Here is a 24,619-nt window from a genome sequence, read left to right as displayed (position 1 = left end):
GCCAATCACTCAGCGCCACCGCCCAATTACCAACCTCAGATGCCCACCGTCTCTCCGATGCGTCTCAACCGTCTCTCCGGCCCGTCTCCGCCGTTCCCAGCGTCCCAGCAACCGCCTCAGCAGCGCCGGTGAAGGGCGTTCTAAGTATATCGCCTAGAAGCCGCAAGTGGAAAAATCAAAAAAACAGAAAAAAACACAAATATCAAATTTTAATGCACAAAAACAAACAGTTATGAGAGCAACTCAGCCACAGCACCCGGAAGTCGCTAACGCCGACCATCGCAAAACAGCACCTCAGATATGTTATTCACACGGTTACCCACAGACTCGCCCGCGAGTCAGACTGAATCGGCCTGCCTAAACCGGATCAGGAGTGTTGTGACCGGCAGACGCAAGGCCAGTAGGCCAAGGATGATCGCCAGATAGACCAATGGCTCGATCTGAAACCCCTTCGCCAGCATCACATAATGAAGCGCCCCCAGAATTGCTGCTGGATAGATCAGACGATGTAATTTGCGCCACCGAGACCCCAAACGGCGAACCGACCAGTTGTTGGATGTGATTGCAAGCGGCAGCAACAATACAAAGGCAGCCATGCCGACCGTGATATAGGGCCGCTTGATAATATCCGCCCAGATTTGGCTGGGAATCTGGACATCCAGAACCAGCCAGATCAACAGATGTAACGCGACATAGGAAAATGTTAGTACGCCTATCACACGGCGGAACTTCATCAGATTTAGCCCAACGAAGCGGCGCAAGGGCGAAATCGCGAGACCCAAAATCAGAAGTTGTAGCGCCAGTTCGCCAAATTCATGCTCGAGCGCCTCGATCGGCTCGACCCCGAGGCCACCGGTCATGCCCTGATAGAACAACCAGGGCGCTGGCAGCGCGCCCAGCAGATAGACGGACCAAATGGGGATCCGTCGCAAGAGGTCGTTGAGCCGCTGCATCATCTTAATAGTTCTTCGCCAGATCCATGCCTTCGTAAAGGCCGGCAACTTCGTCTTCATACCCGTTGAACATCAGCGTCGGGATTCGCTTGGCGAACAGACCTCCGCCGATCTGGCGTTCCGAGGCCTGCGACCAGCGGGGGTGATCCACATTGGGGTTCACATTGCTGTAGAATCCATATTCACGCGGACCCGCCAGGTTCCAACTGGTCGGAGGCTGCGTATCCGTCAGGGTGATCCGCACAATCGATTTGATCGATTTGAAACCGTATTTCCACGGCACTACCAGGCGCAGAGGCGCACCGTTCTGGTTCGGGATGTCCCTGCCATAAATCCCGGTCGCCATAATGGTCAGCGGGTGCATCGCCTCATCCAAACGCAGCCCTTCGCGATACGGCCAGTCGAGCACCGGATATGAGACACCCGGCATCTCATCGGGTCGATAGGCTGTTTCAAAGGCCACATATTTCGCGCCGTCCTGAACACCGGCCATGCCAAGCAAATCTGCCAGCTCGAACCCGTTCCAGGGGATGACCATCGACCATGCCTCGACACAGCGGAAGCGATAGATTCGCTCTTCAACCGTCATTTCAGACATGATGTCCTTGAAATCATACTCTCCGGGGCGGTCGACCAAGCCGTCGATGGTGACACTCCAGGGTTCGGTCACCAGCGTGTGCGCATATTTCGCCGGGTCATCCTTGCGGGTCCCGAATTCGTAATAGTTGTTGTACGAGGTGATCTCTTCCCAGGTATTCGGCTCAAGCGCCTCGGCCGCTGCGGGTCGTGCAAAGCCCGCCAGCCCGACACCCGCCAAACCGGCCATGACCTGCCGCCGGTTCAGGAACGCCGCCCTTGGGGTGACGTCTGCATGCGTCAGTTTGTTGGTCCAGCGATGCGCCATTTGGTTCTCCGTCATTCATTAACCTCGGAACTGAGGTAAGGTCTGATAGCACAGAGCCAAGGAAACAGGCGTCACGATTGAGCGAACAGATTGTAACGAAAACTCGGCGTGCTTTGGCGCAGAGATATCAGTCACCCGATGTTAAAGCCGACAACACGGTTTATTTCGCAGCCCAGATTGACCGCCTGATAGGTCGGAAAAGGCAGCCGGGCCGAAGTTTCGATATCGCGTCGAACCCAGTCCTGCGCCTCCAATTGCTTGAGCGAGGATGACAATGCACGATCCGTGATCACCTGAAGGTCGGACCTAAGCCCGGAAAAGCGCCGAGGTTGGCGGGTCAGCGCCAGAATAGGAACCGTCCAGCTGCGGCGCAGTAGCGTCAATTCGGTATCATCCGGCACCAAAGCCATGATTTCTGCCGCTACAGCCGCCGCCTGTACTCCGGCTTTGGTCAAACGGAATTCAGGTCGCAAAGGGTGGCCGTGGCCCGGGTTCCGTTCAAGCAGGCCAAGGCTGACCAGATGCTCCAGACTTGCTGCAAATGCCGTCCGGCTTGCCCCGGTCGCAGCGAGTAATGGGGCCTGCCTGCCCGGAACCCCACTGTGCAACTGCGCAAGAATGTTCAGCGACCAGGCCCGAGAGGTAAGCTTGACAAGTAGCTTTATGTCCATAAAGTATAGTTACTTTATTTTAGGACAAAAGGAAAGTTCCATGCCCCTCGTTTCCTTAGAAAACACCATCACTCTTGCCATTTCGGTCAAAGACCGCCACGCCAGCGCACAATGGTACAATGAGAAGCTCGGGTTTGAATTGGTTCATCATATTGATGAGGCGGGTTGGAGCGAGATGCTCACCAAAACCGAAGGCGTGACCCTTGGTTTGGGTGAGCAGGCAGAACCAGCGCCCGGAAACACCGTTCCGGTCTTTGGTGTTGCTGATATCGCAAGCGCACGCGATGCTTTGGAAGGGGCTGGAGTTCAGTTTGACGGCGAAACCGAGACGATTGAGGGGATGGTCAGCACTGCCACATTTTACGACCCGGACGGCAATGCAATGATGCTGGCGCAGGACTTGGCCGGACAGGCCTGATCGCTCTCAGCCCCAATCACACCACTACCAAAAAAAGGACCCGCCAAATTGGCGGGTCTTTTCAGTTCTTAAGGCTTAGTGAACCACTGCATCGTCAGGGCGCGGGCGTTCCGATGTGCCCAGCCGATCGCCGATGATCAATCCATCCGTGCCTGCTGTGACAGGTACAGTCTCGCCATCCTTGATCTCACCGGCCAGCAATGCCTCGGCCAGCGGGTTCTGCAAAGCGCGTTGGATCACGCGTTTCAATGGGCGGGCACCGAAGACCGGATCATAGCCTTCATTGGCCAGCCATTCCTTCGCGCCATCGTCCAGTGCAAGCTCGATCTTGCGGGCGGCCAGACGTTTCTGCAGGCGTGCCATCTGGATATCGACGATGCCATCCATATCGGCCCGCTTGAGGCGGTCAAAGATGATGGTCTCGTCCAAACGGTTCAGGAATTCCGGCCGGAAATGCGCCCGGACCGCATCCATCACATCCCGCCGTGCCTGCGCGCTGTCCGCACCTTCGGGCAACTGACTGAGCGCCTGAGACCCAAGGTTCGACGTCAGGATGATCAGCGTTTGCTTGAAGTCCACGGTACGGCCCTGACCATCGGTCAAAACGCCATCATCCAGAACCTGCAACAGCACGTTGAACACATCCGGGTGTGCCTTTTCGACCTCATCGAACAGCACGACCTGATAGGGCCTGCGCCGTACGGCTTCGGTCAACACACCGCCTTCATCATAACCGACATAGCCCGGAGGGGCTCCGATCAGACGGGCGACCGCGTGTTTCTCCATGAACTCGGACATGTCGATGCGCACCATCGCGTTGTCGTCGTCGAACAGGAAGTTCGCCACAGCCTTGGTCAATTCGGTCTTACCCACGCCGGTTGGCCCGAGGAACAGGAACGAGCCCAGCGGGCGGCCTTCATCGTTCAAACCGGCACGCGCACGGCGCACGGCGTTGGCCACGGCGGTCACTGCCGCATCTTGACCGATCACGCGGGAATGCAGATCGTCTTCCATCCGCAGCAGCTTCTCGCGCTCACCTTCCAACATTTTCGAGGTCGGGATACCCGTCCAGCGCTCCACCACCGAAGCGATCTGCTCTGGGCGCACCGTTTCCTCGGCCATCATCTGGCTGCTTTCGGTGTTCTCAGCCTCGGTCAGCTTTTTCTCAAGCTCGGGAATTACGCCGTAAGACAGCTCACCCGCCTTAGCGAGGTTGCCTTCGCGCTTGGCGATCTCCAGATCAGCGCGCGCCTTGTCGAGCTGTTCTTTCAGATCGCGCGCGCCAGCGAGCTTATCGCGTTCAGCCTGCCACTGGGCGGTCATCTCGGCAGATTGCTCCTGCAGATCGGCCAGATCCTTTTGCAAGGTTTCCAGACGATCCTTGGAGGCCGCATCGTCTTCCAGCTTCAAGGCCTCTTCCTCGATCTGCATCTGCAGGATCTGGCGGTCCAACTGATCGAGTTCTTCGGGCTTGGAGTCGACCTCCATCCGCAGACGCGACGCCGCCTCATCGACTAGGTCGATGGCTTTGTCGGGCAGGAAGCGGTCTGTGATATAGCGGTGCGACAAGGTCGCCGCCGACACCAGCGCAGAGTCGGAAATTCGCACGCCGTGGTGCAGCTCGTACTTTTCCTTGATGCCACGCAGGATGCTGATCGTGTCCTCGACGGTCGGTTCAGCCACAACAACGGGCTGGAACCGGCGCGCTAGGGCCGCGTCTTTTTCGACGTATTTGCGGTACTCATCCAGCGTCGTCGCACCAATACAGTGCAACTCACCCCGGGCAAGCGCGGGTTTGATCAGGTTGGCAGCGTCCATCGCGCCGTCGGACTTCCCAGCCCCGACCAGCGTGTGCATCTCGTCGATGAAGAGGATGATCTCACCAGCGGCCTCGGTCACTTCGGTCAGAACAGCCTTCAGGCGCTCTTCAAACTCACCACGGTACTTCGCACCAGCGATCAGCGCGCCCATGTCGAGCGCGAGCAGTTTCTTGTCCTTTAGCGATTCCGGCACGTCGCCATTGACGATGCGCAGGGCCATACCCTCGGCAATCGCGGTTTTACCGACGCCGGGTTCCCCGATCAGAACTGGGTTATTTTTGGTCCGACGCGACAGAACCTGCATCGAACGGCGGATTTCTTCGTCCCTCCCGATGATCGGATCGATCTTGCCTTCGGCTGCGGCTTCGGTCAGGTCGCGCGCGTATTTCTTAAGCGCGTCATAGCCCTCTTCCGCCGATGCGGTGTCAGCGGTGCGACCCTTGCGGATGTCGTTGATCGCTTCGTTCAGTTTCTGGGCGGATACGGCACCGGCCTCCAACGCCTCTTTGGCTTTGGATTTCACCATACACAGCGCCATCAAGATGCGTTCAACCGGCACAAAGCTGTCGCCTGCCTTGGTGGCGATCTTCTCTGCCTCGTCCAAAACCTTGGCAGTCTGGCCATCCATATAAATCTGGCTCGCGTCGCCGCTGACCTTTGGGATCTTGCCCATTGCAGCGTCCAACGCCTCAACAACACGGTTCGGTGCGCCGCCAGCGCGTGTGATCAGGTTGCTCGCCAGCCCCTGATCGTCATCCATCAATGCTTTCAGAATATGTGTGGGTTCCAGCCTTTGGTGCCCCTCACGCAGCGCAATGGTCTGCGCCGCTTGCACGAATCCCCGTGCCCGCTCGGTGAACTTGTTCAAGTCCATAGCATTCTCCTTTTCTTAAGCGCCCCGTTTTGATGCGCCCGCTTGGCGGCACGCGTCGGTCTGGGCCTCACATTCAATTTGGGAAATGTCTTTTCCCATTCAAGGGGCTAAAGCAGATAAATCGGTGTCACCCGCGCGGAATAGAATAGACGGAATAACCGCCGGTTTGGCCCATCACGTCAGCATCATACATTTCAACCAAAGATTGCTCGGCACTGCTGCCTGTGGGGCATGAAACCAGATCAGCTGTATGATCGAGGAAGTTGCCGGTATAGGCTGTCTCCCCTGTCAGTTGACACCAGTCGTCTTCCGATCGATACCCACGCACCAGCAGAAGATTGTCATTGGTTGGAGCCGGTGCAGCACCAGTTTCGGGCGGATCACTCTGAGGCGCATCTTCGCATGCGGCCAACATCAGTGCCACGCCAAGTAGAATTACTTTTTTCATCTTTCTTTTCCCTGTTCTGAACGTTTGCACATTAGCACATTGCGCAACTTAGTACGTGAACCGTTTCACCTCAGGCTTCGCGCATAGACAGATCGCTCCGAACCCGTTAGGACGCACACGTTTGCCAAAAAGGAGCCCCCTATGTCCGATGACCGCCTAATCGTAGCCCTCGATGTCCCAAACGCCCTGCAGGGTCTGGCCATGGCTGAGCGGCTGGGGGATGCTGTTTCGTTTTACAAAATCGGGCTGGGGATGCTGACCGGCGGCGGGCTGGCATTGGCCAACGAGCTTAAACAGGATCACGGCAAGCGCATATTTTTGGACATGAAGCTGTTCGATATCGGCAATACTGTTGAAAATGCGGTACGTGGGTTGGCGCAGTTTGACTTGGACTTCCTCACTGTTCATGGCGACCCGCATGTGGTGCGCGCCGCAAAGGAAGGTGCAGCGGGCAAAGACCTGAAGATTTTGGCGGTTACCGTCCTGACATCCCTGAACAGGGACGATTTGGATGCGAGCCTTCTGAAAGCGGGCGATGTTCAGGACCTTGTGGTTGAACGTGCAGCCAAGGCATTTGAGGCGGGGGCCGATGGCGTAATCGCCAGCCCTCAGGAGGCTGCTCTGATCCGGGCCCTACCCCAAGCCGAAGGCCGTCTGATTGTCACGCCTGGAGTGCGCCCGGCTGGCGCTGCACATGGCGACCAGAAGCGAGTCGCAACCCCTGCCAGCGCTATTGGAGACGGCGCGGACCACATAGTTGTGGGTCGTCCGATCTATGAGGCGGAGAATCCACGGGCCGCCGCAGAAGCCGTTCTGAACGAACTAATTTCTTTGCCGCGGCACTGACTGAGCAACCGGATTAATGCAGAATAGAGGACAAGTTCGACCTGCAACCAGTTGACCTTACGTCAATTTTCACTGCAGCCGCGCCAAATCGCCCCTGTGCCCGAAAACACACATGAAAAATACGAGTTTATTGCACGATTGGCTTGAAGGTATCGAAATGGGCGAATTTGCGCGATTCTGGGCTTGAGACACTCCCCAACGGGCCATCTCTTCCTGAGGTCCGTTTCCTCCCCCCGCACCAGCGGGGGGCTTTCTTCTGAGAACCAGCAACCCTTTTCCACTACCCAAGTTCGGTCAGGTAATCCTTTAGACGGGCAACGAAATTGGGTATGGCCAGTGGGTCGGCCAAATAATCTTGAGGGTGCATCAGGCACCATCCCTGCCCTTCGTCACCAAATTGGACAAGATGCACATCCTGAGCTGGGCGTCGGGCAACAAAGAACCAGCTTTGATCGTATTGACGGGACCATACAAGATCAGTTTCCGACAAGTTCTGCCCAACTTCTTCGACCGTCTCACGCAATGCACATTCTATTGGGGATTTGCCCTCCTCTCGCCCTCCGCCGGAGAAATCGAAATGCCCGGGAAAGGGGATATCATCTTTTTGGTCTCGCAAAATCACAAGCAATTCGTCCCCGAGGAACAGCGCAGTTTTGGCCCCCGTGAAATCCATCAATCCCCTTTTTATTCCAGCCCAATCGAGATAGATTCTAACCGACCCAGAGACTTCGCCAAGTCGAAACTGGCCCGAAAGAACCTGTGATGCCTGCTATCTGTCGCGATTGTTTAAATCAAATAGAGCAGAGCAAGCGCTGCACATACTGTGGCAGCCCACGATTGAAATCGCACCCCGAGTTGTTCGATCTAACCATCGCCCACATGGATTGCGATGCCTTCTACGCATCTGTCGAAAAGCGCGATAATCCCGAACTGGCAGACAAGCCGGTGATTATCGGGGGTGGAAAGCGCGGGGTGGTATCGACCGCGTGTTATGTCGCGCGTATACGCGGCGTGCGATCAGCGATGCCGATGTTCAAGGCACTTCAGCTGTGCCCCGATGCGGTCGTGATCAAACCGCGCATGTCGGTTTATGCCAGTGTTTCACGCCAAATCCGGGAGATGATGGACGAATTGACGCCTGTTGTGGAACCGCTTTCACTAGATGAGGCGTTCATGGACTTGTCGGGCACTGAACGACTGCATGGTGCGCCACCAGCTGTAATGCTGGCACGGCTGGTCAGACGAATGAAGGATGAACTTGGCTTGACCGGCTCAATCGGTCTTAGCCACAACAAGTTTCTGGCCAAGGTCGCTTCAGATCTGGACAAACCGCGCGGGTTTTCGGTGATCGGCAAGGCTGAAACAGCTGAGTTTTTGCACGATAAACCTGTGAGGTTGATCTGGGGAATTGGCCCGGCAGCGCAGGAATCGCTGGATCGTGCAGGAATTCGATCGTTCGCCGATCTTCTACGCTGGGATCAGGAGGCACTGACTGCGCGCTTCGGATCAATGGGATATCGGTTATGGCATCTGGCACGAGGGCAGGACAAGCGGCGCGTCTCTGCGCATGAACCGATGAAGTCGATAAGCAACGAGACCACGTTCTTTGAAGACACCGCCAGCATCGAAATATTAGACGGACACCTGTGGCGCATGTCCGAAAAAGTGGCCGATCGTGCCAAAGCCAAGGGATTGGCGGGTCGGATTGTGACGCTGAAACTGAAACAAGCCGATCACAAAGTCATTACCCGGCGCGTGTCGTTGCGCGACGCGACACAGATCGCGGACAGGATATATCGCACGGCGCGCGGATTGTTCGATCAGGTTGGGGATCAGGGTCCGTATCGCCTGCTTGGATGTGGCCTATCCGATTTGTGCACCGAGGATCAGGCCGATATTTCGGGTGATTTGCTGGATCCCGGTGCCACACGCAGATCCCAGGCTGAGCGGGCCACAGACGATATTCGCCGCCGATTTGGTAGTGATGCGATCGTTAAGGGACGCGCGCTGCGCTAAGGCTATTCAGCAGCCAGCGACAGCGGCTCGGACCCTATGGAGGCAATCTTGCCGGTGACCTGCCGCAGCACCTCACGGAACGACTGAAAGTTGCCGTTTGGCTGAATTGTATCTTCGTCCATATACAGGGAGCGGTCGATCTCGATCTGGATTGCGTGTTGCTGCCGGGTTGGGCGGCCATAGGTTTGGGCGACATAGGCCCCTGCGAAAGGCGCATTACGAGCTACATTCAGACCCGCATCTGTGAATGCAGATTCAATCTGATCGACGATCACCCCCGAAGCAGCAGCACCAAACCGATCACCCAGAACGATCTCGGGGCGCGTACCGCCAGAGCCGCCGGCCATTGCGACCGCCTCATGTGGCATCGAGTGGCAATCGATCAGGATCGCTTGCCCGAACATCTCATGCGATTCGGACAGAAGGGATTTCAGTTTTTGGTGATAGGGCCGCCAGTAAGTGTCGATCCGCAGGCGCGCTTCGTCCATCGTCAGCTTACCACTGTAAATCGCGCGCCCATTGGCGACTACGCGGGGTATTACGCCCAGCCCCGAAGCCACACGCGGATTGTGCCCGTGACGGCGCGCGCCCTGAATCAGCGCCGGATCCAATTCATCTGCACTGCGGTTCAGGTCCAGATAGGCGCGTGGCATGGCTGCGGCGAGGAATGGCGCTCCGGATTCCGGGGCCGAGACGAATAGCTGATCGACATAGGCATCCTCGGAAGACCGAATCATTTTACGGTTCAGTACAGACCGTTTAAGCAGCGATGCGGGATATGCCCGACCGCTATGCGGAGAGGCAAATACCACGCATGAGGTACGCTCTGCGGGCATATCCAGAACATAGACTGCATTGGTCGCGGCGTTGGGCATGGGCTCTCCGTTCGTTCGCATTGAACATAGACCGGAAAATAGTTCTGCCAAACCCCTTGATCCCCCTAACGACTCCTTTTATAGACCCCGCTACCGGCGCGGGGTTCCGCGCCCCATTTCGTTATGGGGTAGGCCAAGCGGCGGTTTCATGGGCGGTTAGCTCAGCGGTAGAGCACTTCGTTGACATCGAAGGGGTCACAAGTTCGATCCTTGTACCGCCCACCATGAATTCACTGCTTCGGATTTCCGGGGCACCCGATTAACCCAGGCGCTGGCCACGTCCTTGATGAAGGCGCCGCAGATTGGAGACAGACCATGAAGGTCAAGAACTCGCTCCGCTCGCTCAAGAACCGGCACCGTGATTGCCGGGTTGTGCGTCGCAAAGGCCGCGTCTACGTGATCAACAAGACGCAGCGCAAGTTCAAAGCTCGTCAGGGCTAAGAACTGCACATATCCGAATAAGAAACCGCGCCTTTGAGCGCGGTTTTTTGTTTAGGGGTGAAGTGATTTGTGCGACGCCTGGGTTAAGAGAGTTTGGCCGAGTGCCAGACATGCTTGACCGTCATGTAGTTCTCCAACCCTTCGGTTCCGCCCTCACGGCCATAGCCGCTGGACTTCACACCACCAAAAGGCGTTTCGGGCATCGAGGCTTCGAGCGTGTTGATCGACAGATTGCCCACCTCGACCTCATCGATCAAACGGTCGATATAATCTGCGCGATTGGTGAAGGTATAGCCTGCCAATCCATAGGGCACCGAATTTGCCTGCTCAATCGCATGATCCAATGAAGTGACCGGATTGATTACCGCCACCGGACCAAAAGGTTCTTCCTGCATGATACGCGCATTGTCGGGCACATTCAGTAAGACTGTGGGCTGAAAGAAGTAGCCCTTGTCACCATGTTTGGCTCCGCCTGTCGCAACCGTCGCGCCCTTTGCGCGGGCGTCTTCCACCAGTTCTGTCAATGCAGGTACACGGCGATCATTGGCCAGTGGCCCCATCTCAACATTTTGGCCCATCCCGTTGCCGACAACAGTTGCAGCGGCGCGTTCGACGAACGCGTCTGAATACGCATCGAAGATGCTTTCATGGGCAAAGAACCGAGTCGGTGATGTACAGACCTGCCCGGCGTTGCGCATCTTTCGAACCGCGCTTGATACACCTGCCGCCCGAACATCGATATCTTCGCAGACAATTACGGGCGCATGGCCACCCAGTTCCATCAGCACCTGCGTCATATGTTCGGACGCAAGCGTGGTCAGATGGCGGCCCACTGCTGTCGAACCGGTAAAAGCCACAAGCCGGATCGGTTCCTGCGGGATCAAGTGGCCAGAGATTTCTGCTGGGTTGCCGAACACAAGATTCAACACACCCGGAGGTAATCCAGCGTCGTCAAAGGCCTTTGCGATATGGATCGCACCCGCCGGTGTTTCTTCGGCCGCTTTCAAGATGATCGAACAACCTGAGGCGAGCGCACCAGCGATTTTCCGTGCCGGCTGGCTCATAGGAAAGTTCCAAGGTGAAAACGCGGCGACCACACCGATGGGCTGGTGATGTACCGCGAATTTATGACCCGGCGCAGCGGGTATGATCCGTCCATAGGTGCGCATTGCTTCGCCCGCGTCCCACTCAAAGAACTCGGCCCCTCGGATCACCTCAAGTCGGGCCTGTTTTAGCGGTTTGCCATGTTCCAAAGTGATGGATTGAGCGATCTCCTCCTGACGTTCCCGCATCAGTGCAGCAGCGCGCAGGATCGTGTCAGCACGTTCGCGTGGTGCGGTGCGGCTCCAGATATTGAGGCCTTTGACAGCCGCATCAAGCGCATCATCCAGATCGCTTTTGGACGCACAGGGAAGACGTGCGATTTCTTCTTCGGTCGCCGGGTTAACGACAGGCACATCCTGGCTGGTCGTGCGCCATTTTCCTGCGATGAACAGCTTAAGCTCAGGATACATGTAACTGATGCCTCCGAATTAGGACCCTTTCAACTCATGCAATGGCTGACATTACTTCAAGTGAATTGGATGAATACTGATATCAAATTGGCGAATACCTGATCCTATTTCTGTTGCACTGCTTGGTGTAGCGCGGCTTTGAAAGCCCGGCCTGCCGGGGACAGATCGGCATCGGCACGAAATGAAACTCCGATGGGCCCCTGACCAAAGGGTACGTCCCAATCCAACGGCGTCAAATAACCGTGGGCAACGTCCTGCGAGACAACTTCGGCCGGCATAAGCCCAATCAAATCGCGCGATTGCAGCAAAGCCCGGTTGGTTAGGTAGGACACGGATTCTATCATCACCGGCGGCACATATTGTTGCTGACCAACGAAGAAATGGTCGAGCTGTCGTCTGAGTGTGGTTTCCAATGGGGGCACAATCCAGCCAAAAGGCTTGGTCTGGGCAAACGAGATGTTCTTACGCCTGGCAAGGGGGTGCTGATTGCCAACAATTGCAAGTATGTGATCCTCGAACAGTTTCTCCTGCCTGATCTTGTCACGGTGTCGGTGCGAGGGCAGGCGTCCTACCACCATATCGATTTCACCTGACAGCAATCGGGGCATCAGAACTTCATTCGTGCCTTCATTGATCTTGATTGCCACGTTCGGGCGATCGGCCAACAATATTTCAATTGCCGTTGGCAGCAGGCTGGTCGAGGCGGCGAGCAGAGTACCCACAACCACACGCCCCGAATTCCCCTCATTCAGGTCATCAATTTCCTGCGCTGCGTTTGAGACTTGTGCAAAGATCAGTTTGCCATGACGGATCAGGGTCTCTCCGAACACAGTTGGGATAACGCCGCGATTGGTTCGGCTGAATAGTTTGACCTCAAAGTCTAGTTCCAGATCCTGAATCATCTTGGTCGCTGCGGGTTGCGAAATGCCCAGCTCACGCGCGGCATTCTGGATATTGCCGTGTGCGCCTACGGCAACAAGCAATCGCAACTGGCGCAATTTCAGCCGAGTCAGGGCACGGTCGACAATGCGTGAATGACGTCCAACCATGATCAGAGCACGACCGGACTTGAAATCTGTTCGAGTTTCGAGATGACGCTCATCGCGGCCAGTGCTGAGCTGCGCGGATTGTCAGGCAGGGAATTTCCGCTGATCTGAAAATGGAACTGCCCGAAATCGCCTTCGGCTTTGATCTCGTGGATGTTGCGCGTGATCGATGGGTCAGCGATCAGACGGACCTGCGTTTGGTCGAAACCCAGCCCTGCCAGCGCGACCGCCGCCGCAACATTCGCGTTTTTGGGATATCTCAGCGCAGCTTCGCGGGCGGTGCCTTTGAAGTGCGTTTCCGCGATTGTCAGAGTCTCTAGGTCCAGTTTGTCCGCTGCCGGTGAACCCATCCAGCCCAGTGGCGGTTTCCGCCCGACATAGGTGACCTTTTCCAGCTTGCCCGTCGCGGCGGCGCTAAGGCAATCGAGCGCTCCGATCGCACCGCTGGCCAAATGCAGCTTTGCGCCACCTTCCCTTGCAACCGATGCCAACGCATCTGCCACCCGCTGATCCGCCAATGCGCCGATGGAAACGGTAATCATGTCGATGCCGCAAGCCAGAATCTGGGGCCCGTACTCCTCCAGTGCCCGATGCCCCGCGCAATCAATCACCAGTTCCGTATTCGCCGTGAGGCTCGAAACCGAATCTACAAACAGTTCCGGATTTTGCGAAACGCTGCCCGATCTCACCAGCACCGCGCAAACCGAATGTCCCCGGGCCTGAACCGCGTTCGAAACATATTGCGCAATTGCGCCTTTACCAATCAATCCGATCTTCATGCGGCAAGCCTACTCCAGCGCTAAAGTTTTCCAAATTGATAATCCATGGATATTCTATTTTCCGATACCCAATTCCCGGCTTTCGCATTGGATCAGGTGGAATGATCGGGCTTTCATGATGCGGTCAACCGGAAGGCCCGTCCAATATGAAATACTCCAAGCACGATGCAAAAGCCTATGCGCGCGAACATATGACAGGAATTTGGGCAGCAGCCTTGAATCCGTTCAATGACGACCTTACGCTCGATGAGGCAGGGTTGAGGTCTAATATCCGGCACTGGATTGACGATCTGGGTATTCAGGGCCTGTTTGTAGCGGGCAAACAAGGCGAATTCTTTTCGATGACCCTTGAAGAGCGCAAACGAAACTTTGAGGTAGCCGTCGATGAATGTGCGGGCAGGGCCGGTGTGATCGTTTCAGTCTCGGATCAGAACATGGACACAGCGCTGGACCTGGCACGCCATGCGCAGAATTGCGGTGCCGACTACGTCGTTCTGCATGCGCCCGTTCTGAGTTTTGTTCAGGACCGCGGAGAGGTTCTGTACCAGTATTATAAACGGTTCTGCGACGAGCTTGATATTGGAATCGCGATGTGGAGCCATCCGGACAGCGGATATCTCATGCAACCCGAGGAATGCGCGCGGATTGCCGATCTGCCCAATATCGTTGCGATCAAATACTCGGTCCCGCGCGAGATGTACGTGAAGCTGACCCATATGGTCGGCGACAAGATTCAAGTCTCTACCTCAGCCGAACATGAGTGGCTGGATAACATCCTCGAACTGAACTGGAAACTGTACCTGTGCTCGTCACCACCCTACCTGTTGCAGAGCAGAAACGACCAGCGGATGAATGAATACACGCGGCTGGCCTTTGCGGGCAAAGCAGATGAAGCACGCAAAGTGTTCGACAGCCTGAACCCAGTGCGGGACGCAATGAAGCGTACCCGGCCTGCGGACAAACCCACCGCCTTTGGCAAATACTGGCAAGAACTATTGGGACAAACTGGCGGGCAGGTACGGCCCCCGATGTTAGAACTGACAGAGGCCGAAAAAGAGATCATTCGCAATGGGTTCGAAGAAAGCGGACTTAAGGTTTAGCCCGACAGATATAAACAAATCGGATATCTAAATGCAGATAATTTCTTTGCGGTTATGGGAAAACAGGCCAATCTTCCACTAACAGGGAGTGGGATATGTCGAAGTTAAGAGCATTCAACTTTCAGAAATGGATCGACGAACACCGTCACCTGCTGAAACCGCCTGTCGGCAATCAACAGATCTGGGAAGATACCGACCTGATGGTCACTGTGGTTGGTGGACCGAACAAGCGGACCGACTACCATGACGATCCGGTCGAGGAGTTTTTCTACCAGCTCGAAGGTGACATGGTATTGAAACTGTTTGATGGGAATGAGTTCTACGACGTCCCGATCCGCGAGGGCGAGATTTTCCTGCTGCCGCCCCATGTGCGTCATTCTCCGCAGCGCCCGCAGGAAGGCTCGATCGGGTTGGTTATAGAACCCAAACGGCAGACAGGTGAGCTGGACGCTATCGAGTGGTACTGTTTTGAGTGCGGATCACTCGTTCATCGAGCCGAGATGCAACTGCAGTCCATCGTCAAAGACTTGCCGCCAGTCTACGAAAAATTCTATGCATCGGAAGACGACCGAACATGCCCGCAGTGCCAGACTGTGCATCCGGGCAAAGAGCCGCCAGAAGGCTGGGTCACACTCTGACACCAACAATAGGACAGGGAAACACATGAGACATTTTGCTAAGATCGCCGCATCAGCAGCCGCGCTTGCTATGACATCGCTGGCCGCCCATGCAGATGAATTCCGTCTGGGCCTGATTACTCCACCCCCGCATATCTGGACCAAAGCAGCAGAGTCCTTTGGGGCCGAGTTGAATGAAGCCAGCGGTGGCGCTCATTCCGTTTCGGTTTTCCCGGCCCGCCAGTTAGGGAACGAGGCCGAGATGTTGCAGCAACTTCAGACCGGTGCGCTGGACATGGCGTTCATGACGGTGGCCGAGGTATCGAACCGCGCACCAGAATTGGGTGCGTTTTACGCCCCCTATCTGGCGGATGATATTGGCCATGCTGGGCGTATCCTGCGTTCCGATACCGCCAAAACAATGCTGGAGCCCCTGCCCGGTCAGGTTGGCGTCGTGGGCGTTGGCTACGGTATGGCTGGCCTGCGCCAGATCGTCAGCCGGGGAGAAGTGTCATCAGCGGACGACTTGTCAGGCCTGAAACTTCGGATCACGCCCTTCACACCGATCCTTGATTTCTACAACGCAGTTGGGGCTGCTCCGACTCCGATGCCGCTACCGGCGGTCTACGACGCATTGGCGAATGGTCAGGTCGATGCCATCGACATGGATGCCGAATTGATCTGGGTTCTGAAATACTATGATCACGCCGATACGATCGTGCAGTCGGACCACATGATGTTCCCAATGGTCGGTCTAGTTTCGGCAAAGGTCTGGGCCGGTCTATCCGATGAAGATCGCGCAATGATTGGCGATCTGATGGCCAAGCATGTGGACAGCACCATCGATGCCTATGTAGCCAATGAGGCCAAGTGGCTGGATCAGATCGAGGGCACCGGCAAGGCCTACAAGAAAGTGGATGCCTCGTTCTTCGGCGATGCCATCGAGGAATGGAACGGTATCTGGTCGGAAAAAACCTCATCCCTTGACGCATTGCGGGCGACTGCGGCAGAAACCAAATAAAGGCGAATACATCAAGGAAAGGGCGTAGGTCGATCCTGCGCCCTTTTTCATAGGGGATCAGCGATGTTGTACCGGCTGTCAGCCGCCTGGGCGCGAGTAGAGTTGTGGTGTGCCGCAGGCTTGGCGGTCTGCGTGACCCTGTTGATCTTGCTGAACGTGGTGACACGCACAGCAGGAAACGCGCTTTTCTGGGTGGATGAGTTGGCGATCTATGCGATGGTCTGGATGACGTTTCTAGGCGCATCAGCAGCATTGCATCACCGCAACTCGGTCTCGATTACGCTCGTTGTTGATCTGGTACCACCTCATATCAGGGCAATCATCGGCAAGGTGGTGGATCTGGTTGTATTCGTTTTCGCCGTCGCGATGCTGTACTTCTGCTGGCGCTGGTTCCTGCCTTTGGACATTGCGCGCGCTGGATTCGATACAGCGACTTTTCAGGGCAACACTTTCAATTTCATCTATGCCGAGCCAACCCTGACCCTCGGGCTGCCGAAATATCTGTTCTGGCTGGTCATGTGGCTGTTCGCTCTGGGGGCCACATTGCATTCCACGATGCACCTGCTGGCTTGGCAAACTAAGGGCGCGCAATCGTGAGCCCGATTGTCTTTCTGGCCGCACTGCTTTTGTCGGTTCCCGTCGCCATCGTTCTTGCAATTACGGCGATCTGGTACATCTGGGAGAGCGGTAACACTGTCCTCTATGACAGTTTCGCCCAGAAGATGTTTGGCGGGCTGGAGAATTATGGCCTGCTGGCGATTCCCCTGTTCATGTTAACCGGAGAGCTGATGAACGAAGGCGGCATGACGCGTCGCCTGGTTGCTTTGGCGCGTGTCTTTGTGGGCGGGTTCCGAGGTGGGCTTGCCTATATCAACCTGTTAGCCAACATGTTCATGGCCGCCATCATTGGCTCTGCCACCGCGCAGATTGCCGTAATGTCGCGCGCCATGGTCCCCGCGATGGAAGAAGAAGGTTATGATAAAGGCTTTGCCGCAGCGACCACAGCGGCGGGAGGCCTGCTTGCGCCCGTCATTCCGCCCTCGATGATGTTCGTCATCTTCGGGGTTCTGGCTCAGATCCCGATCGGCGACATGTTCATCGCAGGAATCATTCCGGGTCTACTGCTGGCCGGGGCCTTTGCGCTGGTGATCACTTTGATTGGGTGGTCGCAGCAGTTTCCCAAGGGCGTCTGGATGTCACGTGGCGACGCGATGCGCGCTCTGATCGCTGCCCTGCCCGCCCTACTGATCCCTGTTTCGATCATCGGAGGCATCCTGTTCGGCATCGCCACGCCAACCGAATCCGCCGCCATCGCCTCACTGATCGCGTTTCTGGTCGGATGGTTGATCTATGGCGATCTTAAACCTCAAAACTTGGGCGAGATGTTCAAAAGAACCGCCTCAAACGCGTCAATGATCCTGTTCATGATCGCCGCTGCCAGCGTTTTCGGCTGGGTTATTATCTACGAAGAAATCCCCCAACATCTGGCCGGTTTGATCACCTCAATTACATCCGATCCGTTTCTGTTTCTGCTGATCGTCAATCTCGCCCTGCTTTTGGTTGGAATGGTCATAGACGGCATCGCAGCGATCATTCTGATCACACCCATTCTTTTGCCCATCGCAACCGGATCCTATGATATCAGCCCATATCAATTCGGTGTTGTCGTTTGCCTGAATCTGGTTCTGGGCCTGCTGACACCACCTGTCGGAATCGGCCTCTACATCGCTTCCTCAATGAGCGGCACGAGCCCGGGGGCTATTCTCAAATCTCTTTGGCCCTTTCTAATCGCAGTTGCCACCGTTCTGATCCTACTGAGCTACGCTCCAATACTGTCGACGGCTTTGATATAGCCCGTTCTACCCGGTTAGGTCTTTGCTGGGTGGTTCATCATCGTTTCCATCCCCGTGTACCGCAGAACGATTTTTACAAGAATAGCCGCCCATTCTTGATCCAATCCTTGGTTAAAATCACCTTGCGATAATCAATAGTATTCATAATTATACAACTGCATAACAATGGCATTTCATGGATTGGAAATGATAACCCAAGGTCGGAAATTCACGCGTCAATCCGCCGAATCTCGACGTGAAGCCCTGATTCAGGCGACGTTGGACCTGATTGCGGAGATAGGTTTACACGGCGCAACTGTCCGCGAAATTGCCGCTCGCGCAAACGTTACGCAGGGATTGATCCGGCATTATTTCTTATCGAAAGAAGAACTGATTCAGGCCGCTTATGAACATCACATGAACGCTCTGACCGATCAAACAACAGCCGCGGCAGGTGATGGGACCGCGGTGTCTCAGCTAACCAATTTTGTGACTGCGTCACTACAGCCTCCGGTAGTTGATCCAGCTGCCATAGCGTTATGGGCCGGTTTTCTGAACCGGGTACTCCATGACCCCAAAATGCAGTGTATCCACCAACAGACCTATACCTATTTTCGCGACAAACTTGAGAAACTGATCGTCGCGGCATTGAACGAATCCGGACACACGGTCAAAGCATCCGAGGCAACTCAACTAGCGATCGCCTGCAACGCGGTACTTGATGGGCTTTGGCTTGAAGGTGGCGCCATCCCGGACGCTTTCTCTGATGGGCAACTAGCGCAGATTGGGCTGACAGCGATCAGTGCGATCATCAGAATTCCGTTAACCAAAGATATGAGGCAGCCTTGAGAACCACTGACGTAACTAAACGGCTCGCCAACTTGGGAGGGGCGAAATGGGGTGTACACCTGAAAGCACGAGAGCTTATCAAAACTGGTGCGGATATCGTCGAGATGACAATTGGCGAACCAGACGTCCCTGTTCCAGATACACTGATTGAAGCCACCGTATCTTCGCTAAGGGCTGCGCGCACTGGGTATTCCAATGGCCACGGTGAACCTGGTTTACTTACAGCGATTGCCGAACGCTACACAGCCAACCGAGGGCGAGTTTTTGAACCTGAGAGTGTTTTGTGCTTCCCCGGAACCCAAACCGCATTGTTTGCAGTAATGGCCGGGGTGGCTCAGACCGGAGACGAGGTTCTTGTCGGGGACCCGATGTATGCGACTTACGAAGGGGTTATTCGCGCGTCTGGCGCTGACGTGGTGCCCGTTCCGCTTCGACCTGAATGCGGATTTCGCATGCAGGCGCAGGACATCGCGCCGCGGATAACATCGTGCAGTCGCGCGATTTTACTAACCACACCACACAACCCCACAGGTGCAATTCTGACCGAGGCAGACATTGCCGAGATTGGACAATTGGCGATCAAACATGATTTGTGGATTATCTCAGACGAAGTCTATGAAGAACTCGTCTATGAAGGCGCGAGATTTTTTTCGCCATTAGCTATGTCGAATCTGGCTGATCGCGTTATCGCGGTTTCTTCGATCTCGAAATCACATGCGGCCCCGGGCTTCCGCAGCGGTTGGTGTATTGGACCCGTCTCATTTTGTGAGGCTTTGCTGCCTTTTTCCGAAACCATGCTGTTCGGGAACCAGCCTTTTATTGCAGACATGACAGAACTGGCGATCCGAAGCGGATCTGAAGTGGCCCCTGAAATGGCTGAACGATTTGCGTCGCGCGCCACCCTGTTGGCCGAGCGACTGCGCGCCGAAACGAAGCTGACAGTACACCGGCCAGAGGCAGGGATGTTTGCACTTATCAACGTCTCAGCCACCGGTTTAAACGGAGAGGCCTACGCCTGGGATCTGCTACAAGCTGGCGTGGCCGTCATGCCCGGATCAGCCTTTGGCGACGGCTTGAACGATTGGGTACGTGTCGCGCTGACGATCAGTGATGCCAAATTTTCCACAGCGGTCAGCCGTATTGTGGACCACGCCAATTTGTTAACCTGCGAACGCATCAGAGCAAGGCATGCTTAGACGCCGCATTAGAAAAAATGTTCATGATAGCATCGCTCTAAAGCGGTTGATCTTAGTTGGTTCTACAAGTTTGATTTAGCCCCAACACATAGGGCTATGTCACTTGAATTGGTCTCGTTTGCGGCCAGAGGGCACGTGATCACCCATACATTTAACATAAAACGGGACGCGCAGAGCTTACGCGGTTCACTCCGAATAATGACTGCACTGGCAACTCAACTGCAGTATCCGATGCCTTATCGTTTAAGCCTTCAAGCGCGGCGACAATTTGACCAAGTAATTTTGTCGGAATTGCTTGCATCTCCTGCCAAATCGTCTAATTGACTGTTTCAGTCGGGTAAGCGCCCGCACCGAATTGTAATGTTGGGACACATCATGCTGAAATCCTCCACATGTATCGCCGTCGTCTTGACGGCTCTGATCTCCACCTCGGCTGCAGCCGAAGGTGAGCTGAACCTTTATTCTTCGCGCCACTATGACACTGATGAGCGCCTGTATTCTGACTTCGAAGACGCCACCGGCATCACCATCAACCGCATTGAAGGCAAAGCAGATGAGTTGATCGCGCGGATGGAAGCTGAAGGTGCGAATTCACCTGCCGATATCCTTCTAACAGTCGACACATCACGTCTGGCCCGCGCCAAGAATGCTGGTATTCTGCAGCCCATCGAAAGTGCAGTGCTGGAAGAACGCATCCCGGCCAATCTGCAGGATCAGGACAATCAGTGGTACGGATTCTCGCAGCGCGCACGGATCATCTTTTACGACAAGGCCGACGTTGCCAATCCCCCGGCCACCTATCTGGATCTGGCCAAGCCAGAGTATGAAGGACTGATCTGTATACGGTCGTCAAGCAACACATATAACCAGACACTTTTGGCGTCGATCATCACCAACCACAGTGCGGAAGAAGCCAAGAAATGGGCCGAAGGCGTTGTCGCCAATATGGCCCGCGAGCCACAGGGCGGTGACACCGACCAGCTGCGCGGTATCGTTTCCGGCGAGTGTGAGGTCGCTGTTTCAAACTCCTACTACTTTGCTCGTGCTATGCGCAAAGACGTAAAAGGCCTGAGCGCAGATATCGATATGATCGGCGTGCAGTTCCCGGCTCAAGGCGCTGAGGGCGCTCATATGAATCTGTCGGGCGCAGGTGTCGCGGCGAACGCGCCGAACAAAGAGAATGCCATCAAGTTCCTCGAATATCTCGCGAGCGATCAGGCCCAGGTATATTTTTCAAACGGAAACGATGAGTTTCCCGCGGTCGAAGGTGTAGCACTCGCCGACAACGTTGCAGCGTTGGGTAATTTCAAAGCGGATGAGGTGAACCTTTCGGAAGTCGCCAAGAACATCCCCGAGGCGCAAAAAATCTTTAATGAGGTTGGCTGGAAGTAAGTTATCTGGCAACCCGAGCAGTTAAGGGCGCGGATATTCCGCGTCCTTTTTTGTTGCATACTACATTATTTTTGGCATAATTCTCAATTATGAAAATGATTCCCATATTTGATCTATGCTAGACAACCTCTCAAACCGCCTTGCAAAACGTCTGAGCGAGCTGCGTCAGGGCCGTGGCTGGTCGCTTGAACAACTGGTGGACCAAAGCGGTATCAGTCGAGCCACCCTTTCGCGGATGGAAAATGGTGATGTTAGCCCAACCGCCGAAACCCTTGGACGTTTATGTGCGGCGTACAGCTTGCCGATGTCGCGCTTGTTGATGATGGTCGAGGACAGTTTCGACCCTAAGGTGCCTTTTGAAAAGCAACCCGAATGGCACGACGCCGAAAGCGGTTTTACGCGCCGGTCGGTCTCACCTCCGGCGACGGGACTCAGCGGTGAAGTGATGGAGGGCCATCTGCCCCGCGAAACCGTCATAAACTACGAGACACCACCCAAACCGGGGCAGGAACATCATCTGATTGTTCTGGACGGCGAATTGGCGCTGACAGTAGACGGAGTGCGCCACGCACTCAGCGGCGGCGACTGTCTGCGCTATCACTTGTCCGGACCCACGCGGTTTGAAACCGGGGCGAAACGAGGCGCGCGTTATCTGCTGGTGCTAATATGATCTCGCGCTTGTCCGAGGCCTTTTTCGATGCCGCACTGGAGGATTTGTCGGATATCCTTCATCGGTGCGTGCATACCGGTTCCAGCATAGGTTTCATCCTGCCATTTTCACACGAAGCCGCCCTTACTTATTGGCGGGATCGGGTGCGCCCCGGCCTGCGCCAAGGCACGCTCGATCTGTTCGTTGCCTATGGTGATGGACGCATTCAAGGTACAGTGCAATTGATTCAAGCCACAATGCCAAACCAGCCCCATCGTGCAGATGTTGCCAAACTGCTGGTCCACCCCGATGCGCGCCGCCGTGGGCTGGGACGCGCCCTGATGACCGCTTTGGAAGCACGGGCGGTTGAACTGGAAAAATCCTTACTGGTTCTGGATACCCGTAGCTCCGATCCTTCACGGGTATTGTACCAGTCGCTGGGTTTTCAAATCTCTGGCGAAATTCCGAACTATTGCCGCAACCCGTTCGAAAATCGACTGGAACCCACAACCTATATGTTTAAGGACCTGAGCTTATTACCGGTCGTCAAAACAGTCGATTAAATCTCAAAAACTCAACCCGGTGCCCTTCAGGCAAGTTCGCGATCTCTGCCGGGATTACCGCCAACCCGTCGGACTGCGCCAGCAATGCCACCCGCCCGCTGTAGGATGCCGCCAGACATCGCAACTGCGGAGTCCCCTCTGGTGATGTGCCTTCAATCCGCACCGGCCGATATTCCTGCCTACCTGCTTGGCGTTGCAATGGCTCTGCCAGAACAGCTTGCTCGCTTACCGGCTGAGTGTGGCTCAATCCTGCCTTCCGCGCCATTATGTGCGACCCGATGATCTGCCATGTGACATAAGCAGATACTGGATTGCCCGGTAGCCCAACATATAGCGCATCCCCACGGCGCCCGAACATGATTGGCTTGCCCGGCTTCATTGCCACCTTCATCACATCAGTCTCACCGCCAATTTCCTTGAACAGGCGAGGCATATGATCTTCATCCCCCACCGAAACGCCACCTGTGGTGACGATTAGATCAGACGTTTCACAAGCCTCCTCCAACACGCGCTTCAGAAGTTTGGGGTCATCTTCGATCTGGCCGCAATCCGTTAAATCAATCCACGGCTTGTTCAACAAAGCCAACAGCATATACCGATTGGAGTTGTAAATCTGGCCGGGGCCCAGCACTTCATCCGGCTCGCGCAACTCACTGCCAGTCGAAAAAATTGTCACCCTCAGTTTGCGATATACCTTGACGCGCCCGTGACCAGAAGACGCCAGTACGGCAGCTTCGCGCGCCGTAATCTCACATCCGCGGGACAGAATCTGGGTCCCGACCTGTAAATCCTCGCCCGTGCGGCGTATGTGTTGACCGGGCTTGGGCCGACGAGAAAATCGGACGCGGTCTGCGATTACGCTGCAGTCCTCTTGCATAAGAACGGCATCAAACTCCGTTGGAACCGGAGCGCCGGTAAAAATACGCAAGGCGCTGCCCACTTGTGCGTTGTGCATTCCGCTATCACCGGCGGCCATTCGCCCGCCTATCGGCAATTCAAACTCAAGCCCTTCGTCCAGATCGCCAGTCCGAATGGCGTAGCCATCCATGGCCGAATTGTCGAAGGCTGGCATGTCGACCTTACTGTAACACTCCTCGGCCAGAACACGCCCGATCGCTTGCTGCAGCGGTAAGGATTCAGTGTTACCAACTGGGTGCGTGATCGACAGGCCAAGGGTTAAGGCCGCATCCACGGTTTGATATATGAGAGCGTTACGGTCACAATCACACCCGTCAGCCATTTTGAGCCCTCTTAATCCATTACTCCGATCGCTCTGGCAGGCCAGAGATCGACGTGGCGAATTTAAAGAGCGGTGAATTGCAGTTCTTTGATCGAGGTTAAATCTGCAATAAATTCGAGATCAGCTATTTTGCCTCTGAAAGTGGGCTGTGTATCAAGCCAACCCAATCATTCTAGCTCTGCAGTTGGCGATTCTGGCGGGTCAACCAAATTCGGACACGCGCAAATTTGACTACGCCCGAGGTTTTGACCGCTATACATCAATATCCAACGCCAGCGCATGAATACGCGGCACGATGTCTCCCAACGCTTTATGAACCGCGCGATGGCGGGCGATACGAGATTGGCCAGTGAAGGCTTCAGACCGGATGCGTACGTTGAAATGGCTCTCTCCACCCTCTTGATAACCAGCATGACCGCGGTGGCTTTCGCTATCATCGACTACATCAAGCTCAGTCGGATCAAATGCTGCCTGCAATCGGTTACGGATTTCGTCGGTCACGCTCATTTTTTTGCTCAACGGCAAATAAATTGCCGTTCCCCTCTTCTACTTTCG

27 protein-coding genes and 1 tRNA gene are annotated in these 24,619 nt (G+C 55.4%); 16 read left to right on the top strand and 12 right to left on the bottom strand.

All coding sequences use genetic code 11. The features are described 5' to 3' along the window. Positions 1-236 (top strand): hypothetical protein (locus tag ACR0DU_RS13465; RefSeq protein ID WP_480875245.1); only part of this gene is annotated, 236 nt, incomplete at its 5' end. 102 nt (positions 237-338) lie between these two features. On the opposite strand, the gene msrQ is transcribed toward ACR0DU_RS13465, so the two are convergent. The 3 genes from msrQ to ACR0DU_RS13450 form a co-directional block, all read right to left on the bottom strand. Continuing rightward, entirely contained in the window at positions 339-953 is a 615-nt protein-coding gene (gene msrQ, locus ACR0DU_RS13460; RefSeq protein WP_480875256.1) for a protein-methionine-sulfoxide reductase heme-binding subunit MsrQ, read from the bottom strand. Between the two features lie 4 nt (positions 954-957). Next, positions 958-1,857 (bottom strand): protein-methionine-sulfoxide reductase catalytic subunit MsrP, encoded by a 900-nt coding sequence (msrP, locus tag ACR0DU_RS13455; RefSeq protein ID WP_480875253.1) that lies wholly within the window; start codon positions 1,855-1,857, stop codon positions 958-960. Between the two features lie 131 nt (positions 1,858-1,988). After that, the gene (locus tag ACR0DU_RS13450) at positions 1,989-2,528 is read right to left on the bottom strand and encodes a winged helix-turn-helix transcriptional regulator (protein WP_480875243.1); all 540 of its coding nucleotides are present in this window, start codon (positions 2,526-2,528) and stop codon (positions 1,989-1,991) included. Positions 2,529-2,568: 40 nt separating this feature from the next. Here ACR0DU_RS13450 and ACR0DU_RS13445 point away from each other — a divergent pair, with 40 nt between their 5' ends. Next, positions 2,569-2,946, top strand: coding sequence for a VOC family protein (locus tag ACR0DU_RS13445; RefSeq protein ID WP_480875240.1), 378 nt, complete (start codon positions 2,569-2,571; stop codon positions 2,944-2,946). Between the two features lie 75 nt (positions 2,947-3,021). Here ACR0DU_RS13445 and clpB read toward each other — a convergent pair whose 3' ends face one another. Further along, entirely contained in the window at positions 3,022-5,640 is a 2,619-nt protein-coding gene (clpB, locus tag ACR0DU_RS13440) for an ATP-dependent chaperone ClpB (RefSeq protein WP_480875238.1), read from the bottom strand. A 127-nt stretch (positions 5,641-5,767) separates the two neighbouring features. Beyond that, entirely contained in the window at positions 5,768-6,088 is a 321-nt protein-coding gene (locus ACR0DU_RS13435) for a hypothetical protein (protein WP_480456728.1), read from the bottom strand. Between the two features lie 141 nt (positions 6,089-6,229). On the opposite strand from ACR0DU_RS13435, the gene pyrF reads away from it, so the two are divergent. After that, entirely contained in the window at positions 6,230-6,934 is a 705-nt protein-coding gene (gene pyrF, locus ACR0DU_RS13430; RefSeq protein ID WP_170475935.1) for an orotidine-5'-phosphate decarboxylase, read from the top strand. A gap of 280 nt (positions 6,935-7,214) precedes the next feature. On the opposite strand, the gene ACR0DU_RS13425 is transcribed toward pyrF, so the two are convergent. After that, complete coding sequence (locus tag ACR0DU_RS13425; RefSeq protein WP_480875236.1) at positions 7,215-7,607, bottom strand: NUDIX domain-containing protein; 393 nt, start codon at positions 7,605-7,607, stop codon at positions 7,215-7,217. A gap of 89 nt (positions 7,608-7,696) precedes the next feature. Between ACR0DU_RS13425 and ACR0DU_RS13420 the strand changes: the two genes are divergently transcribed. Continuing rightward, positions 7,697-8,950: a DNA polymerase IV gene (locus ACR0DU_RS13420; RefSeq protein WP_480875234.1), complete on the top strand. Its 1,254-nt coding sequence runs from the start codon at positions 7,697-7,699 to the stop codon at positions 8,948-8,950. Between the two features lie 2 nt (positions 8,951-8,952). Here the strand turns inward: ACR0DU_RS13420 and ACR0DU_RS13415 are convergent, their stop codons facing one another. Then, the gene (locus tag ACR0DU_RS13415) at positions 8,953-9,825 is read right to left on the bottom strand and encodes an N-formylglutamate amidohydrolase (protein WP_480875231.1); all 873 of its coding nucleotides are present in this window, start codon (positions 9,823-9,825) and stop codon (positions 8,953-8,955) included. Between the two features lie 150 nt (positions 9,826-9,975). On the opposite strand from ACR0DU_RS13415, the gene ACR0DU_RS13410 reads away from it, so the two are divergent. Next, positions 9,976-10,050: transfer RNA gene (locus ACR0DU_RS13410), tRNA-Val, on the top strand. Positions 10,051-10,140: 90 nt separating this feature from the next. Next, positions 10,141-10,266: a type B 50S ribosomal protein L36 gene (ykgO, locus tag ACR0DU_RS13405; protein ID WP_005648635.1), complete on the top strand. Its 126-nt coding sequence runs from the start codon at positions 10,141-10,143 to the stop codon at positions 10,264-10,266. Positions 10,267-10,349: 83 nt separating this feature from the next. On the opposite strand, the gene ACR0DU_RS13400 is transcribed toward ykgO, so the two are convergent. The 3 genes from ACR0DU_RS13400 to ACR0DU_RS13390 all read right to left on the bottom strand — a co-directional run bounded on the left by ACR0DU_RS13400 (position 10,350) and on the right by ACR0DU_RS13390 (position 13,605). Further along, positions 10,350-11,780: an NAD-dependent succinate-semialdehyde dehydrogenase gene (locus ACR0DU_RS13400; RefSeq protein WP_170780729.1), complete on the bottom strand. Its 1,431-nt coding sequence runs from the start codon at positions 11,778-11,780 to the stop codon at positions 10,350-10,352. 104 nt (positions 11,781-11,884) lie between these two features. Continuing rightward, positions 11,885-12,829: a LysR substrate-binding domain-containing protein gene (locus ACR0DU_RS13395; RefSeq protein WP_480875229.1), complete on the bottom strand. Its 945-nt coding sequence runs from the start codon at positions 12,827-12,829 to the stop codon at positions 11,885-11,887. A 2-nt stretch (positions 12,830-12,831) separates the two neighbouring features. After that, positions 12,832-13,605, bottom strand: a complete 774-nt coding sequence (locus ACR0DU_RS13390; RefSeq protein ID WP_480875226.1) for an aspartate dehydrogenase — start codon at positions 13,603-13,605, stop codon at positions 12,832-12,834. 146 nt (positions 13,606-13,751) lie between these two features. Between ACR0DU_RS13390 and ACR0DU_RS13385 the strand changes: the two genes are divergently transcribed. From ACR0DU_RS13385 to ACR0DU_RS13340, 10 genes are all read left to right on the top strand, one after another. After that, a complete protein-coding gene (locus tag ACR0DU_RS13385) occupies positions 13,752-14,705 on the top strand; it encodes a dihydrodipicolinate synthase family protein (RefSeq protein WP_480875223.1) in 954 nt (317 codons plus the stop codon). Positions 14,706-14,800: 95 nt separating this feature from the next. Next, complete coding sequence (locus ACR0DU_RS13380) at positions 14,801-15,343, top strand: 3-hydroxyanthranilate 3,4-dioxygenase (protein WP_480875220.1); 543 nt, start codon at positions 14,801-14,803, stop codon at positions 15,341-15,343. 70 nt (positions 15,344-15,413) lie between these two features. Continuing rightward, on the top strand, positions 15,414-16,343 hold the full coding sequence (locus ACR0DU_RS13375; protein WP_480875250.1) for a TRAP transporter substrate-binding protein: 930 nt from the start codon (positions 15,414-15,416) through the stop codon (positions 16,341-16,343). A 63-nt stretch (positions 16,344-16,406) separates the two neighbouring features. Beyond that, positions 16,407-16,940 (top strand): TRAP transporter small permease, encoded by a 534-nt coding sequence (locus tag ACR0DU_RS13370; RefSeq protein WP_480875218.1) that lies wholly within the window; start codon positions 16,407-16,409, stop codon positions 16,938-16,940. Further along, positions 16,937-18,196 (top strand): TRAP transporter large permease, encoded by a 1,260-nt coding sequence (locus ACR0DU_RS13365; RefSeq protein WP_170780735.1) that lies wholly within the window; start codon positions 16,937-16,939, stop codon positions 18,194-18,196. The genes ACR0DU_RS13370 and ACR0DU_RS13365 overlap by 4 nt, the downstream gene beginning before the upstream one ends. A gap of 165 nt (positions 18,197-18,361) precedes the next feature. Beyond that, positions 18,362-19,024 (top strand): TetR family transcriptional regulator C-terminal domain-containing protein, encoded by a 663-nt coding sequence (locus ACR0DU_RS13360; protein WP_170780736.1) that lies wholly within the window; start codon positions 18,362-18,364, stop codon positions 19,022-19,024. Further along, positions 19,021-20,220 carry a pyridoxal phosphate-dependent aminotransferase gene (locus ACR0DU_RS13355; RefSeq protein ID WP_480875215.1) on the top strand — a complete coding sequence of 400 codons (1,200 nt, stop codon included), beginning with the start codon at positions 19,021-19,023 and terminating at the stop codon, positions 20,218-20,220. The genes ACR0DU_RS13360 and ACR0DU_RS13355 overlap by 4 nt, the downstream gene beginning before the upstream one ends. A 375-nt stretch (positions 20,221-20,595) precedes the next feature. After that, positions 20,596-21,612, top strand: a complete 1,017-nt coding sequence (locus ACR0DU_RS13350; RefSeq protein WP_480875212.1) for an extracellular solute-binding protein — start codon at positions 20,596-20,598, stop codon at positions 21,610-21,612. A 115-nt stretch (positions 21,613-21,727) separates the two neighbouring features. Further along, a complete protein-coding gene (locus ACR0DU_RS13345) occupies positions 21,728-22,282 on the top strand; it encodes a helix-turn-helix domain-containing protein (RefSeq protein WP_319545315.1) in 555 nt (184 codons plus the stop codon). Beyond that, the gene (locus ACR0DU_RS13340) at positions 22,279-22,824 is read left to right on the top strand and encodes an N-acetyltransferase family protein (protein WP_480875210.1); all 546 of its coding nucleotides are present in this window, start codon (positions 22,279-22,281) and stop codon (positions 22,822-22,824) included. Before ACR0DU_RS13345 ends, ACR0DU_RS13340 begins: the two co-directional genes overlap by 4 nt. Here the strand turns inward: ACR0DU_RS13340 and ACR0DU_RS13335 are convergent. Together ACR0DU_RS13335 and ACR0DU_RS13330 are read right to left on the bottom strand one after the other, a co-directional pair. Then, positions 22,808-24,064, bottom strand: a complete 1,257-nt coding sequence (locus tag ACR0DU_RS13335) for a molybdopterin molybdotransferase MoeA (RefSeq protein ID WP_480875208.1) — start codon at positions 24,062-24,064, stop codon at positions 22,808-22,810. The two genes, ACR0DU_RS13340 and ACR0DU_RS13335, sit on opposite strands and share 17 nt — an antisense overlap. Before the next feature lie 252 nt (positions 24,065-24,316). After that, a complete protein-coding gene (locus ACR0DU_RS13330; protein WP_480875206.1) occupies positions 24,317-24,571 on the bottom strand; it encodes a BolA family protein in 255 nt (84 codons plus the stop codon). Positions 24,572-24,619 lie beyond the last annotated feature (48 nt).

The organism is Ruegeria sp. G2 (assembly GCF_056533505.1).
The sequence above is the reverse complement of the archived record's forward strand: the minus strand, read 5'-3'. Positions and strand labels throughout refer to the sequence as shown.

What these genes read in the sequence shown, in the direction of transcription:
- ACR0DU_RS13450 (WP_480875243.1), bottom strand. Translation starts at nt 2,528, where the DNA reads ATGGACATAAAGCTACTTGTCAAGCTTACCTCTCGGGCCTGGTCGCTG.
- pyrF (WP_170475935.1), top strand. Translation starts at nt 6,230, where the DNA reads ATGTCCGATGACCGCCTAATCGTAGCCCTCGATGTCCCAAACGCCCTG.
- ACR0DU_RS13445 (WP_480875240.1), top strand. Translation starts at nt 2,569, where the DNA reads ATGCCCCTCGTTTCCTTAGAAAACACCATCACTCTTGCCATTTCGGTC.
- ACR0DU_RS13420 (WP_480875234.1), top strand. Translation starts at nt 7,697, where the DNA reads ATGCCTGCTATCTGTCGCGATTGTTTAAATCAAATAGAGCAGAGCAAG.
- ACR0DU_RS13380 (WP_480875220.1), top strand. Translation starts at nt 14,801, where the DNA reads ATGTCGAAGTTAAGAGCATTCAACTTTCAGAAATGGATCGACGAACAC.
- ykgO (WP_005648635.1), top strand. Translation starts at nt 10,141, where the DNA reads ATGAAGGTCAAGAACTCGCTCCGCTCGCTCAAGAACCGGCACCGTGAT.
- ACR0DU_RS13435 (WP_480456728.1), bottom strand. Translation starts at nt 6,088, where the DNA reads ATGAAAAAAGTAATTCTACTTGGCGTGGCACTGATGTTGGCCGCATGC.
- ACR0DU_RS13330 (WP_480875206.1), bottom strand. Translation starts at nt 24,571, where the DNA reads ATGAGCGTGACCGACGAAATCCGTAACCGATTGCAGGCAGCATTTGAT.
- ACR0DU_RS13360 (WP_170780736.1), top strand. Translation starts at nt 18,362, where the DNA reads ATGGCATTTCATGGATTGGAAATGATAACCCAAGGTCGGAAATTCACG.
- msrQ (WP_480875256.1), bottom strand. Translation starts at nt 953, where the DNA reads ATGCAGCGGCTCAACGACCTCTTGCGACGGATCCCCATTTGGTCCGTC.
- ACR0DU_RS13340 (WP_480875210.1), top strand. Translation starts at nt 22,279, where the DNA reads ATGATCTCGCGCTTGTCCGAGGCCTTTTTCGATGCCGCACTGGAGGAT.
- ACR0DU_RS13400 (WP_170780729.1), bottom strand. Translation starts at nt 11,780, where the DNA reads ATGTATCCTGAGCTTAAGCTGTTCATCGCAGGAAAATGGCGCACGACC.
- ACR0DU_RS13425 (WP_480875236.1), bottom strand. Translation starts at nt 7,607, where the DNA reads ATGGATTTCACGGGGGCCAAAACTGCGCTGTTCCTCGGGGACGAATTG.
- ACR0DU_RS13375 (WP_480875250.1), top strand. Translation starts at nt 15,414, where the DNA reads ATGACATCGCTGGCCGCCCATGCAGATGAATTCCGTCTGGGCCTGATT.
- ACR0DU_RS13345 (WP_319545315.1), top strand. Translation starts at nt 21,728, where the DNA reads ATGCTAGACAACCTCTCAAACCGCCTTGCAAAACGTCTGAGCGAGCTG.
- ACR0DU_RS13415 (WP_480875231.1), bottom strand. Translation starts at nt 9,825, where the DNA reads ATGCCCAACGCCGCGACCAATGCAGTCTATGTTCTGGATATGCCCGCA.
- ACR0DU_RS13385 (WP_480875223.1), top strand. Translation starts at nt 13,752, where the DNA reads ATGAAATACTCCAAGCACGATGCAAAAGCCTATGCGCGCGAACATATG.
- ACR0DU_RS13350 (WP_480875212.1), top strand. Translation starts at nt 20,596, where the DNA reads ATGCTGAAATCCTCCACATGTATCGCCGTCGTCTTGACGGCTCTGATC.
- clpB (WP_480875238.1), bottom strand. Translation starts at nt 5,640, where the DNA reads ATGGACTTGAACAAGTTCACCGAGCGGGCACGGGGATTCGTGCAAGCG.
- ACR0DU_RS13335 (WP_480875208.1), bottom strand. Translation starts at nt 24,064, where the DNA reads ATGGCTGACGGGTGTGATTGTGACCGTAACGCTCTCATATATCAAACC.
- msrP (WP_480875253.1), bottom strand. Translation starts at nt 1,857, where the DNA reads ATGGCGCATCGCTGGACCAACAAACTGACGCATGCAGACGTCACCCCA.
- ACR0DU_RS13390 (WP_480875226.1), bottom strand. Translation starts at nt 13,605, where the DNA reads ATGAAGATCGGATTGATTGGTAAAGGCGCAATTGCGCAATATGTTTCG.
- ACR0DU_RS13370 (WP_480875218.1), top strand. Translation starts at nt 16,407, where the DNA reads ATGTTGTACCGGCTGTCAGCCGCCTGGGCGCGAGTAGAGTTGTGGTGT.
- ACR0DU_RS13395 (WP_480875229.1), bottom strand. Translation starts at nt 12,829, where the DNA reads ATGGTTGGACGTCATTCACGCATTGTCGACCGTGCCCTGACTCGGCTG.